At 36.2% G+C, this 13410-nt stretch carries 13 protein-coding genes; 11 read left to right on the top strand and 2 right to left on the bottom strand.

Annotation, left to right across the window (positions count from 1 at the left end; genetic code table 11):
* Positions 1 to 159 precede the first annotated feature (159 nt).
* Positions 160 to 1212 (bottom strand): Gfo/Idh/MocA family protein, encoded by a 1053-nt coding sequence (locus tag BCELL_RS02565; protein WP_013487105.1) that lies wholly within the window; start codon positions 1210 to 1212, stop codon positions 160 to 162.
* A gap of 415 nt (positions 1213 to 1627) precedes the next feature.
* Between BCELL_RS02565 and BCELL_RS02570 the strand changes: the two genes are divergently transcribed.
* The 9 genes from BCELL_RS02570 (at position 1628) to BCELL_RS02610 (ending at position 11239) form a co-directional block, all read left to right on the top strand.
* Positions 1628 to 2902, top strand: a complete 1275-nt coding sequence (locus BCELL_RS02570) for an ABC transporter substrate-binding protein (protein WP_013487106.1) — start codon at positions 1628 to 1630, stop codon at positions 2900 to 2902.
* A 130-nt stretch (positions 2903 to 3032) separates the two neighbouring features.
* Positions 3033 to 3893 carry a carbohydrate ABC transporter permease gene (locus tag BCELL_RS02575; RefSeq protein ID WP_041808109.1) on the top strand — a complete coding sequence of 287 codons (861 nt, stop codon included), beginning with the start codon at positions 3033 to 3035 and terminating at the stop codon, positions 3891 to 3893.
* Entirely contained in the window at positions 3893 to 4702 is an 810-nt protein-coding gene (locus BCELL_RS02580) for a carbohydrate ABC transporter permease (RefSeq protein WP_013487108.1), read from the top strand. The genes BCELL_RS02575 and BCELL_RS02580 overlap by 1 nt, the downstream gene beginning before the upstream one ends.
* A gap of 42 nt (positions 4703 to 4744) precedes the next feature.
* On the top strand, positions 4745 to 5464 hold the full coding sequence (locus BCELL_RS02585) for a ThuA domain-containing protein (RefSeq protein WP_013487109.1): 720 nt from the start codon (positions 4745 to 4747) through the stop codon (positions 5462 to 5464).
* A 21-nt stretch (positions 5465 to 5485) separates the two neighbouring features.
* Positions 5486 to 6511 carry a Gfo/Idh/MocA family protein gene (locus BCELL_RS02590; protein ID WP_013487110.1) on the top strand — a complete coding sequence of 342 codons (1026 nt, stop codon included), beginning with the start codon at positions 5486 to 5488 and terminating at the stop codon, positions 6509 to 6511.
* Positions 6512 to 6611: 100 nt separating this feature from the next.
* A complete protein-coding gene (locus tag BCELL_RS02595; RefSeq protein ID WP_013487111.1) occupies positions 6612 to 7580 on the top strand; it encodes a sugar phosphate isomerase/epimerase family protein in 969 nt (322 codons plus the stop codon).
* 30 nt (positions 7581 to 7610) lie between these two features.
* The gene (locus BCELL_RS02600; protein WP_013487112.1) at positions 7611 to 8300 is read left to right on the top strand and encodes a YesL family protein; all 690 of its coding nucleotides are present in this window, start codon (positions 7611 to 7613) and stop codon (positions 8298 to 8300) included.
* A gap of 63 nt (positions 8301 to 8363) precedes the next feature.
* Positions 8364 to 9446, top strand: a complete 1083-nt coding sequence (locus tag BCELL_RS02605) for a LacI family DNA-binding transcriptional regulator (RefSeq protein WP_013487113.1) — start codon at positions 8364 to 8366, stop codon at positions 9444 to 9446.
* A 131-nt stretch (positions 9447 to 9577) separates the two neighbouring features.
* Positions 9578 to 11239, top strand: a complete 1662-nt coding sequence (locus tag BCELL_RS02610; protein ID WP_013487114.1) for a glycoside hydrolase family 13 protein — start codon at positions 9578 to 9580, stop codon at positions 11237 to 11239.
* Positions 11240 to 11277: 38 nt separating this feature from the next.
* Here the strand turns inward: BCELL_RS02610 and BCELL_RS02615 are convergent, their stop codons facing one another.
* The gene (locus BCELL_RS02615; RefSeq protein ID WP_013487115.1) at positions 11278 to 11979 is read right to left on the bottom strand and encodes a YetF domain-containing protein; all 702 of its coding nucleotides are present in this window, start codon (positions 11977 to 11979) and stop codon (positions 11278 to 11280) included.
* Between the two features lie 75 nt (positions 11980 to 12054).
* Here BCELL_RS02615 and BCELL_RS02620 point away from each other — a divergent pair, with 75 nt between their 5' ends.
* Both BCELL_RS02620 and BCELL_RS02625 read left to right on the top strand, forming a co-directional pair.
* Positions 12055 to 12420: a DUF4363 family protein gene (locus tag BCELL_RS02620; RefSeq protein WP_013487116.1), complete on the top strand. Its 366-nt coding sequence runs from the start codon at positions 12055 to 12057 to the stop codon at positions 12418 to 12420.
* A 463-nt stretch (positions 12421 to 12883) separates the two neighbouring features.
* Entirely contained in the window at positions 12884 to 13327 is a 444-nt protein-coding gene (locus BCELL_RS02625; protein WP_013487117.1) for a MarR family winged helix-turn-helix transcriptional regulator, read from the top strand.
* Positions 13328 to 13410 lie beyond the last annotated feature (83 nt).

A 13410-nucleotide genomic window follows, 5' to 3' on the forward strand; every position in this document is an offset into this window, starting at 1 on the left:
TTTTGAGTCTACCTCATTTTTAAGTGGGATGACGGTGTGTTTAATGTTCAGTTAAAAAGAGTAAATTCATAACAGCTGCTCGGTTGCAAACAGTTATGAATTTAAAAGTATTACCCTTCAATTCTATAGAGAACATCCAAAATGCCATTAAGAGTTCTACTATTCAAAATCTATAACACTATTCGTCTTGTGAGACAAGAAGGCAGCCTCCATAAGCTTCATAATGCGCATTACTTCTTCATTTTTTACAATAGGATCTTCCTTACCCTCTATCACTTTCATCACATTATCATAGAAGTCTCTTATATCTGTTTTTATTCTTGGAAGCGGAGTGTCCTGTGTAGATAACTCACCTCTTGGCGCCATTGTTTTTGTTAAACCAGCGCCTGCTTCGATTGGTGTTGCATCATGATCCTCATGCTTTGTGACAGTGACAACCTTTCCATTCATAGACCAATCGTGAATGGTGGCAGCTCCATTTGTTCCGGTCATATACCATAGTGGCAGTGAAATATAATTACTTGTACCAACTTCCACTAATGCAGTTTTCCCACTTTCAAAAGATACTTGCATACGGAATCCATCATCAACTTCATTACCGAGTACATAGCTTAAGTGACAATAAATACTTTTTATTTTTTCTGGGATTAATAATACTAGTCTGTCTAGTAAATGGACGCCCCAATCAAGTAGCATTCCACCACCATAAGCTTTTTCATGGCGCCAATCACCTGGAATCCCTCTTGAGCCGTGAACGCGTGATTCTACATGAAATACGTCTCCTAAAACACCCTCATCATAGAGTTTTTTCATGACAAGATAGTCCTCATCCCAACGACGATTTTGGTGAACTGCAAACACTTTATCATACTGCTTTGCAGCGTCTAGTATTTCTTCTAGTTCCTTGCTATTTAGCGTAACAGGCTTCTCACAAATGACATGTTTCCCAGCCTTCATTGCATCAATAGCAATATCTTTATGACTGTCATTCGGTGTAGCAATCAAAACGATATCAATAGAATCGTCACTAACTAATTCATTAAAGCTTGTGTATGTGTGAAGCCCGTCATTGTTTGCATCTTCCTGTCTTTGCTTATTAATATCAAAAGTCCCTGCAATATGGGCGCGGTCAATCGTTTGGAGTACCTTTTTATGCTGTTTTCCCATTCCGCCATATCCAACGAGTGCAAACGTGTAACTATTTGAAGTCATATTATGTTTCTCCCTTCGTGAAAAAAAATATAAAGAAGCTTTTTTGTATGATTAAATGGTATACAAAAAATCATATTTGTTCAATCGTTTTCATAAAAAGTACATAGTTTAAATAAAATATTAAAAGTAAGTAAATAGCGCTATGTAAGGGTTTTCTTCATTGTGAAATTGTTTCAAATAAAAAATTACAACTTAATTATTGTGTCCATTTTGAAGCTGTGTTAAACTTAACTCAGTTAAACGAGTGCAAACGTTTGCGCAATATGTTGCACTTTGTAGAACAAAAAGGGGGTAAAAGAGAAAAACAGTGACTATGTCACGAAAAATGCAGTAAAAGATGTTTTGTAAACGCATCCATGTAAGCGTAAACATTGTCTTGTGGAATTTCATAAAAATTCTAAGGAGTGAATGAGAGATGAAAAAGTTTTTTACGGCAGTTTCTTTGGCGGTAGTTGGGAGTATGTTGGCTGTTGGGTGTTCATCGGATACAAATTCAGATGAGGATCAAGTGTCACTAGAAATATTCCAATTTAAAGTTGAATTTAGACAACAATTTGAAGATCTTGTTGCAATGTACGAAGAAGAAAATCCTCATGTTTCGATTAATGTTCGTACGTTAGGGGGAGGTAGTGATTATGGAGCTACTTTGAGAACAAACATGTCTTCAGGTGATGAACCAGATATATTTAATTTCGGTGGGCCGACGGATAGAGATGAGTATCGTGAATACTTAGCAGATTTATCTGATACAGAAGCAGCACAATTAGCGCTAGATGGGACGCTAGATGCAGCGACGGATGGTGATGAAGTTTTAGGACTTCCATATAACCAAGAGGGCTACGGATTAATTTACAATAAACGAATTTTTGAAGAAGCTGGTATTGATCCACAAAGTATCTTATCACTGGATGACTTAGAAAATGCAGTACAAACATTAGACAGTCAAAAAGATGATCTTGGAATTGATGCAGTGTTTGCTTTACCTGGAAGTGAAGCATGGGTACTTGGGAATCACTTATCGAATGTTTACTTAGCACCAGAGTTTAATCACAGTATTATAGATGCTTATGAATCTGATACAGTATCTTTCGAACGTGGAGATGAGATGCATAGATTCCTAGATTTGCAAGCTGATTATTCAGTGCAGCCAGTTGCTAGTCTTGATTATTCTCAACAAGTAGAAGAATTGTTCTCACTGCAGAGAGTTGCGATGATTCAACAAGGAAACTGGGTATACCCGACTGTATATGATATGGACCCAGACTTCGCCGTTGATGGTATTGGATTTATTCCAATTCCACTTGAAGGTTACGAAGATCACTTACCAGTAGGGATTCCTCAATATTGGGCAGTGAATAAAAATAGTGACGATGAAGTTGTTCAAGCAGCAAAAGATTTCCTAGATTGGATGTATACTTCTGACGCTGGTAAAGATGCTGTTATCAATGACTTTAACTTCATTCCAGCATATGAGGGATATGATGCGTCTGAAATCGTTGACCCACTATCCAAACAAATTTATGAGTATTCAGAAGCTGGAAGAACAATCGGCTGGGTATTTATGGGTGCGCCAACAGCATGGAGTGATGATGAGTTAGGGACGAACATGCAACGTTATTTAAGTGGAAACGCAACTTGGGAAGAAACATTAGAAGATTCCAAAAAAGCTTGGGAGTCTGCTAGACAATAATAAATGATTAGAGGAATGAGGGTGACAGAGAATGAAGGAGAGACCTTCTCTTGTCACCCTAATTTCTAACAGTAAACAATTGTTCACGAGGCACCTAAAAATTATTTATTTACAGCAGGAGGCGGAAGAAATGCGAAATCGGGACCTATCATTTTGGTTGTTTATAGCGCCGGTCCTTTTAGCGTTAGGGATAGTGGTTTTATTACCATTAGCATTTGGCGTGTTTTATTCGTTTACGGATTGGAATGGTTTCAGAATTACAGAATTTCTAGGCCTTCAAAACTACTTAAACCTTTTCCAGGATAGATTGTTCTTAAATTCACTCAGGTTCACAACGCTATTTGCGATCGTTAGTGTTATTACTTTGAATGTACTTGGATTAGCATTAGCGCTTATCGTGACACAGAAGCTCCGTTCAAGCAATTTATTAAGAACAGTATTTTTTATGCCTAACTTAATAGGTGGTTTAATCCTAGGGTTTATATGGCAGTTTATCTTTATCCGCGTGTTCGCGGCAGTAGGGAATGCCATTGGTGTTGAAGCGTTAACGGGATGGTTATCGACAACGACAACAGGCTTTTGGGGATTAGTTATTTTATCAAGCTGGCAAATGGCTGGTTACATTATGATTATTTATATTGCCTATTTGCAAAACATTCCTAACGAATTGATTGAAGCGGCAAAAATTGATGGTGCAAATAAATGGCATCGATTTAAAAGTATTACATTTCCACTTATAGCACCAGCGTTTACAGTTAGTATGTTTTTAACACTATCTTTTGGTTTTAAAATGTATGACCAAAATTTAGCGTTAACGAATGGTGGACCTTATAACTCTACCCAAATGGTTGCGATGGATATTGTAAGAACAGCATTTACGAGAAATGAATTAGCTTATGCGCAATCAAAAGCGATTATTTTCTTCATTTTAGTAGCTGTTATTGCCTTAACACAAGTGTATTACAATAAAAAACGGGAGGTCGAGATGTAATGAAAAAGAGAATATCTTGGGTAGAAATTCTTGGCCTTATTTTAGCAGTCATCTGGATTGCACCGTTTTATTTAATGATTGTCAATGCATTTAAGTCACGAAATGAGATATTTTCAGGAGTATTAGGGTTACCTGAAAGTTTATCGTTAGACAACTTCGTGCAAGCATGGCAAGACCTAGATTTTCTTAACTCGCTCATGAATTCTGTCATAATTACAGTTGGGAGTGTGGCGATTATTATTTTCTTCTCTTCTATGGCAGGGTATGCTTTAGCGAGAAATAAGAGTAAACTAAGTGGCGTCATACTGCTACTATTTGTTGCTGCGATGCTAATTCCGTTTCAATCGGTAATGATTCCACTCGTTTCATTATTTAATCAAGCCGGTATGCTTAATCAAGCAGGTTTAATTTTTATGTACTTAGGCTTTGGTTGTAGCTTATCTATTTTCTTATACCATGGGGCGATGACGGGAATTTCAGCTTCTTTAGATGAAGCTGCGCTTATCGATGGGGCAAACAAATGGCAAATATTTTTCTATATTATCTTTCCTTTATTAAAACCAATTTCAGTGACAGTAGGTATTTTGAATACGATATGGATTTGGAATGATTATTTATTACCATCTCTTGTTTTATCTGAGTCAACGGCTACAATTCCTTTAAAAATGTTTTTCTTCTTTGGACAATATACTACACAGTGGCACTTAGCTTTAGCGGGTTTAGTATTAGCGGTTATTCCAGTTATTATCGGATACTTCCTTGCGCAAAGACACATTATCGAAGGTGTAGCAGAAGGTGCAGTAAAATAACATTGAAATCTATTACTCTTAACATGATGGAGGTTGCTATAAATGAACGTTTTAGTTTGGAATGAAAATAGACATGAAAAAAAGAATCCAGTAGTTTCAGAAATTTATCCGAAAGGAATTCACGGAGCCATCGCTAATTTTTTACAAGAAGAGCATGTAACTGTAAATACTGCTACTTTAGATGAAGATGAGCACGGTTTGACGGAAGAATTACTTAATAAAACAGATGTCCTCATTTGGTGGGGGCACATCGCTCACGATGAAGTTCAAGATGAAATAGTAGAAAGAGTACACAAACGCGTATTGGATGGGATGGGGTTGATTGTGCTCCATTCAGGGCATTTCTCAAAAATTTTCAAAAAGCTAATGGGAACAACTTGTGATCTTAAGTGGCGCGAGGCTGATGAGAAAGAGCGACTTTGGGTTGTTGACCCAAGCCACCCTATTACGGAAGGATTAGGAGAATATATTGAACTAGAAAAAGAAGAAATGTACGGCGAGCATTTTGATATCCCATCCCCAGATGAGCTTGTTTTCTTAAGCTGGTTTGAAGGTGGAGAAGTATTTAGAAGTGGTGCTGCATACCAACGCGGTAAAGGGAAGGTATTCTACTTCAGACCAGGACATGAAACATATCCAACATATTACAATCAAGACATTCAACGAGTGATTAAAAATGCTGTTAGATGGGTGAACAATGCCAACACACCTACACCGGTTTATGGCAACGCTAAACCGCTAGAAGCAATCTCAAAAAAGTAAATGGTTAATGGAGGCGATAAAATGACTACATTAAAAATTGCTGTGATTGGCTGTGGAAGTATTGCAAAGCATCGTCACTTAGTGGAATACGCCAATCATCCTGAAGCGAACGTTGTTGCAGTTTGTGACATTGTTGATGAAAGAGCACAAGAAATGGCTGAGCTTTATGATGCTAATGCCTATACCAACTATGAAACATTATTACAAGAAGAAGAAATTGATGCTATAAGTGTATGTCTTCCAAACTACTTACATGGACCAGTTACTATTGCAGCATTAAAGGCTGGATGCCATGTATTATGCGAAAAGCCAATGGCTACTTCTCAAGAAGAAGCAGATGAAATGATTCAAGTAGCAAAAGAAAAAGGGAAAAAGTTAATGATCGCCCATAATCAGCGGTTTGTAGCTTCTCATGAAAAAGCAAAGAAACTTATTGAAAGTGGTGAAGTAGGCAGAGTATACAGCTTCCGATCAACTTTTGGTCATGGAGGACCTGAAACATGGAGTGCAGATGGCAAGGAAAGCTGGTTTTTTAAGAAAGATGAAGCGTTTATCGGTGCAATGGGTGATTTAGGCGTTCATAAAGCAGATTTACTCCGTTATATATTAGGAGAAGAATTTGTCGAAGTGGCAAGCTTTATTGAAGGAAATGCGAAAGAAAATAGTGATGTAGATGATAATGCTGTTTGTATTTTAAGGACGGAGAGCGGCGTCATTGGTACACTAGCTGCTAGCTGGGCATACACAGCAAAAGAGGATAATTCAACGATTATTTACGCTGAAAAGGCGCTACTACGGCTAGAAGATGACCCTACATACTCTTTAATTGTAGAGTATGCAAATGGAGAGAGTGTGTATTATCAATTAGGTCAAATTCAATCAAATGAAGATGGTGGGCAAAATAATACGCATGTCATTGAAAACTTTATCGAGAGTATAAAAAATAATACAGAGTCTGTAATTAGTGGTACGGAAGGAATGAAGTCTTTAAAGGTTATTCTGAAAGCTTTAGAGTCATCAGCTGAAAATAAAATTGTCCGCTTTTAGTGATAAGTTTATGTGAGTCGTGACTGATGATTTAGTCGGATTATTTCTATATCAATGTATTTTCTTAACATAGCAAGAAAGGATAGGGAGGAGTAACGAAATGAAATTAGGTGTATTTACGGTATTATTTGCGGAAAAATCATTTGAGGATATGCTCGATCATGTAAAGGCTTCTGGATTAAAAGCTGTCGAAATTGGCACGGGCGGCTATCCAGGAAATTCACATTGTAATGTCGATGAGTTATTAGAAAGTGAGGAAAAACGCAAGCAATATTTAGAGAAGGTACACTCTCGTGGACTAGAAATAAGCGCTTTTAGTTGTCATGGAAACCCTATCTCACCAGACAAAGCGTTTGCAAAGGAATCTCATGAGTCGTTCTTAAAAACAGTTAAACTAGCGCAAATGTTAGATGTGCCCGTGGTAAATACATTTTCTGGTACACCAGGTGACTCTGAAGATGGGAAATTTCCAAATTGGCCAGTTGCGCCATGGCCAAATGAGTATGCGGATATTCTGGAATGGCAATGGGAGAAAAAATTGATTCCATATTGGAAAGAACAGGGACATTTTGCAAAAGAGCATGGAGTGAAAATTGGTTTAGAGCTCCACGCAGGATTTTTAGTACACACACCATATACGATGCTTAAGTTAAGAGAAGCAACGAATGAAGCTATTGGTGCTAACCTTGATCCTAGTCATCTATGGTGGCAAGGGATTGATCCTGTTGCAGCGATCAAAATATTAGGTAAAGAAAATGCCATTCATCATTTTCATGCAAAAGATACGTACATTGATCAAGATAATGTCAATATGTATGGTCTTACTGATATGCAACCGTATTCAAGTATTCAGACTAGGGCATGGAATTTTAGGTCAGTAGGATATGGACATAGTATCCAAGAATGGTCTAATATTGTAAGTGCATTAAGAACTTTTGGATACGATTACGTTATTAGTATTGAGCATGAAGATCCTATTATGTCTATTGATGAAGGATTTAGTCGGGCTGTGAAGAATTTAAAAAGTGTGATTATTGAAGAAGCACCGACTGAAATGTGGTGGGCATAAAGGATTAATATATTCGAGGAGGAGTTATAAGTGGATAAAAGAGGATTTGTTGGTGGTGTCTATGCGCTATTTGAATGGATTATGAGGTTCTCTGTTATTAATCTACTATGGCTCCTATTTAATCTGCCTATCTTGTTTTTTATTGTAAATTTAATTTTTGCACAAACAATAGCTGACTTCATTTTATTGCTTATTCCAATTATTATATTGATTCCTATTCTATTTTTTCCTGCAACAACAGCAATGTTTGCTAGTGCTAGAAGCTGGATTGTCGATTCAGAGGATCTTCCATTAATAAGAACTTATTGGAGATTTTATAAAAGCAACTATAAAAAAAGCTGTCTTGGTGGGATAATGTTAACGATATTATGGGTTATTTGTGTAGTAGATGTTTACTATTTTGCACAGTATAACATGCCTCTTATGTATGTTTTCATTGCGATGGGGTTAATACTTTTCGTTTACACGATTAACTTTTTCTCTCTATTATCCCATTATGAAATGAAGCTTTTTGCTCTACTTAAAAACACGTTGCTTGTAACTGTCGCAAGTCCACTATTATTTCTGACAGTAGTACTTAGCAGTGCTTTGATCCTTTATATGAGTTTTGAAGTCTTTCCATTTCTTATACCGTTTTTTACAGGGGCGATTATCGCTTTTCTATCATTTTCTGCCTTTTATCGGTTTTATTTAAAGATTGAAGCACTAAAGGAAGCATAACTGTCAGTATGTAAATTTTTGAAATGAGGGGAAATAGACGGGTGAACTAAGGAGCAAACAAATATGATACAATCAACTCGAGATAATAAGAAGAGAAAGGTAGGGGGTACAGCAATGGTAACGATTAAAGATGTTGCAAAAAGGGTTAATGTCTCCCCTTCCACAGTATCTCGTGTTATCGCAAATAGTTCTAGAATTAGTGAAAAAACGAAAGAGCGAGTTAGGAGAGCAATGGACGAATTAGGGTACCATCCTAACTTAAATGCTAGAAGCTTGTCTAATAAAGCGACGCAAACAATTGGTGTCATTATGCCAATTACTGCACAATATTCTTTTCAAAATCCATTTTTTCCTGAGGTCATTCGGGGTATTAGTATGAAGGCGTATCAGGACAACTACGGTCTATATTTATCGACAGGTCAAAAAGAGGAAGAGATTTTTGAAGAGGTTAAGCAAATGGTTTACGGTGGTAGAGTAGATGGTATATTACTCCTTTACTCTAGTATCAATGACAAAATAATGCCCTTTTTACAGGAGAAGAACTTTCCGTTTGTATTAATCGGAAGACCCCACAATATAGATGAGAATGATATCACGTTTGTCAATAACGATAACGTAAAGAAAACGAAAACACTAACCGAATATTTGCTGCTTTTAGGGCATAAAAAGATTGGCTTTATTAGTGGGAGCTTGGATTATGTAGTGACAATTGATAATTTAGAAGGATATAAGACTGCGTTAAACAATGCAAATATTTCTATACGAGAAGAATATATTGTTCTTGAAGAAAATTATCAAAAAGAAATTATGGAAACGGGACAGGATGCCGTAATAGAGTTAATGTCTCTAGAGGAACGACCTACAGCACTAGTCGTAACCGATGATATTATGACTTTTGGTGTACTGAGTATGCTCGGGGAAATGGGAATTCGCGTGCCGGAAGATCTCTCCATCGTCAGTTCAAACAATGTCATGATTTCGGAGTTATCTTCACCACCGATGACAACTGCTGATATCAATATTTATGATTTAGGTTATAAAGGTGTAGAGTATTTAATTAATAAAATTAAAGAACCTGAATTGCCAGAAAAAAAATTAATTGTTCCGTATAAATTAATTAAAAGGCAATCCTGTAAAAAGATATAATAACACAATCACAGCTACCTTCGCGCAGTAATTTGCCCCTCTTGAGGGGCAGCGGAAGGCAGAGCTGTTTTATTATTAACTTATAGTGCAAACGTGTGCACACTTTCAGGGGTAATGGAGGAGGAACAACAATGAAACAAACATGGTGGAAGGAAGCAGTTGCGTACCAAATTTATCCGAGAAGCTTTATGGATGCAAATGGAGATGGAATTGGAGATATTAAAGGAATTATTTCAAAATTAGACTATTTAAGGGAACTAGGTATTGATGTCATTTGGGTATGTCCTATTTTTGAATCGCCCAATGACGATAACGGCTATGATATTAGTGATTATAAAGGTATTATGAAAGACTTTGGCACTATGGATGATTTCGATCTATTATTAAAGGAAGTACATCAACGTGGAATGAAGATTATTTTAGATTTAGTCATCAATCATACGTCTGATGAACATCCATGGTTTATCGAATCTCGTTCTGCTAAGAATAATCCGTATCGTGATTACTATTTATGGCATCCAGGTAAAGATGGCAAGGAGCCAAATAACTGGGAGTCAATTTTTGGTGGATCAGCTTGGGAATTTGATGAAACAACGGAAGAGTATTACATGCATGTTTTTTCAAAGAAACAGCCAGATTTAAATTGGGAAAATGAAAATGTTAGAAAAGATTTATATGAAATGGTCAATTGGTGGTTAGATAAAGGAATTGATGGCTTCAGAGTAGATGCTATTTCTCATATTAAAAAAGTTCCGGGTTTCCCAGATTTACAAAATCCAGATAATAAGCGATATGTACCTTCTTTTGAAGGTCATATGAACCGTCCAGGAATACATTCATTTTTAGATGAGCTTAAGCGTGAGACGTTTCATAAATATGATATTATGACGGTCGGTGAAGCGAATGGTGTGAAAGTTGATGAAGCAGAAAAATGGGTAGGTGAAAAAGAAGGCTGCTTTAATATGATCTTTCAGTTTGAACATCTAGACTTATGGGGGAAAAGTACGGAAGGGCGACTAGATCTTCCGGCTTTAAAGGAGACATTAACAAGGTGGCAAAAAGGTCTAGATGGTTTAGGTTGGAACGCCTTATTTTTAGAAAACCATGATCAGCCGCGCTCTGTTTCAACATGGGGAAACAGTGGGGAATATCGCGAGAGATCAGCGAAAGCATTAGCGACGATGTATTTTTTAATGCAAGGTACGCCGTTCATTTATCAAGGGCAAGAGATCGGAATGACAAACGTCCAATTTGAATCTATCGATGATTACAATGATGTAGCAATAAAAAATTTATATAAAAATGAGATGGATGATGGGAAAACGCATGAGGAAGTAATGGAGATTATTTGGAAAACTGGCAGAGATAACTCTAGAACTCCTATGCAATGGTCGAATGAAAGCCATGCAGGGTTTTCTACAAGTGATCCTTGGATAAAGGTTAACCCTAACTATAAAGAAATTAATGTCGAGCAATCTATTAAAAACCGAGATTCTATTTATCATTATTATAAAAAGCTAATTAAGCTTAGAAAACAGGAAAAAGCGTTAGTCTATGGAAGCTATGATTTAGTATTAGAGAGCCATAGTAAAGTGTATGCATATACGAGAACGCTTTACGATGATAAGTTTCTCATCATAGCAAACCTATTTCCTGAAGTAGTAACTAGTGAATTTCCGTCACATATAAAAGAGAAAAACATGAAATTAATGCTAAGTAACTATGGAGATGTACCATCAGTTGGGAAAGAGGTAACACTTCAGCCGTATGAAGCAAGAGTATACCGCGTATAATGCAATCTACTCTACAAAACGTCAGGGGATGCGTAACATTATAACGCATCCTCCTTTTTTTCGTGCCAAATATCTACGTATAAACTGCCATCTGATTGTAATTGGGCAATGAGTACTTGATTTAAATTCGTAGCACCTTTTTTCTTTACTTCTGCTAAAAGCCATTCCTTTGTTACATTTAATGTTTTCATTGTTTCTTTTAATATATGGCCTTCAATAATTAAAATTTTCGGTTCTTGAGATTGTTGTTGATTTTGTTGTTTTAAATCATTTACTGTAACATTACTAGCATTTTTTTTCGTTTTTACACTTAAATCCCCTGTTGTTTCTAATATGGCTAATTCGATATCTTTTAACTTAAAATGACCTGCTTTACGGAGCATAAGCATAACATTATGAACTGTCATGTTTTCCTTGTTAAGTATATCTGTACATAGCTTTCCATTTTCTATCACAACCACAGGTTGATCCTCAAATAATCTGCGTAGAAAAAACCGCTGTCTACTTAATATACTCATTGCAACAGGAAGAACACCCCAGACAGTGACGGCAATCATTGCTTCAATTGTGTGTATTTCAGGTTCGACTACCATACTTGCAGCAAAATTTCCAATTGTAATTCCAACGATATAATCAAAATAAGTTAACTGCGCTAACTGTTTTTTTCCCATAAGCCTCGTCAAAAGAAATAAATAAAAGAAGCTAATGAGTGCTTTCACTAAAAATATGTAATCAAGCATAAAGCGATTCCTCCAATAACATACTATCTTTATTATGAGACAAAAAGGAAAAAATAAACGAGGAGTGTAAAAGCTGTGTTGAAGCTGTTCCGATCAAAGTTATTTAAAATGATAGTGGTAGGAGTGCTTATTTTCGGTATAAGCTGGCTTCATACAAATATGAAAACGGTGGACAACCCTGTCTCGAGGCAGGTTGATGAAGTGAGAGCGGCAGTTTATGAAAACGACTGGGAATTGGTACAGAAGGAAATCGAAAAAATGAAGGATCTATTTGATGAAAGAAGAGGAAGGATAGAGCTCTTTGGGCCAATTGAGCATGTGAATGACACGAGAGTGAATATGACTACATTAGTTGAAGTAGCAAGGCATGGTGAAAAGCATGATGTATTAAGACTTTTGGCTAAAATTGAAGCGAGGTTAGATGATTTTATTATATTTTAATAAGTTTTTTTTAATCATTCTAAGTGACTCCCCCGTTTTGTACAAAGTATTCTTGAATTGAACGAAAGGGTACGAGACGCCTGCGACGAGCGTTATATCACGATTAAGCTTCGAGCTGTCTCGACGGATGCAGCTTCAGTGGGAAACTAGAAGAGGAAGAGACAAGCGAGTATCCTGAAGTGAAAATAACCAACAAAGTTCAAAGTTAAGTTAACAAGAAAATTTATTATAAGAATATATTTTTTTAAAGTATGCTGTTATTTAGTGAATTATGAAATTGATTCAAGTATAGTCCCTTTTAAAACAAAGGATTTATGTGCCTTTAACAAGTGTTTTTCAAGCTTTGACTTAATAGGTAACACTCAACCTCTGTATTCAAAGAGTAAAACGTATTGACATATAAGGTACAGTTAGTATACAATTATCTCGAATTCGAGATAAAATTGTAAGAGGAGGTGCTACGATGGATAATAATAATGATGAAGAGCTGTCACTAAAGCTGTTTATCGTATTATCGCGTGCATTTCAATCGATAAAAAAGCGTGTTGAAGAAGATATTAGAAGCTATGGTCTTAATCCAACAGAATTTGCAGTTCTTGAACTCGTCTATCATAAAGGGGATCAACCTATTCAAAGGATTGGAGACAAAGTACTCATCGCAAGTAGTAGCATCACCTATGTGGTCGATAAGTTAGAAAAAAAACAATTGATAAAAAGAAGACCTTGTCCAAGTGATCGCCGTATTACATATGCGACAATAACTTCTAAAGGAGAAAATTTCATGAATGAGGTTTTCCCTAAGCACAAAACGGCTATAGATGAAATATGTGCTGGACTAGATAGTAAAGAAAGAGACTTTATGATACACCAGTTAAAAAAATTAGGCTATTTTGCACAAAAACTGTAATATATTTTTATTTTTACTCACTTACAAAAATAAAGTTATTATCATTGATTTAGTTATTAACTATATGTTAATCTGTAATTGTT

It is taken from the genome of Evansella cellulosilytica DSM 2522 (genome assembly GCF_000177235.2).
Taxonomy (GTDB): domain Bacteria; phylum Bacillota; class Bacilli; order Bacillales; family Salisediminibacteriaceae; genus Evansella; species Evansella cellulosilytica.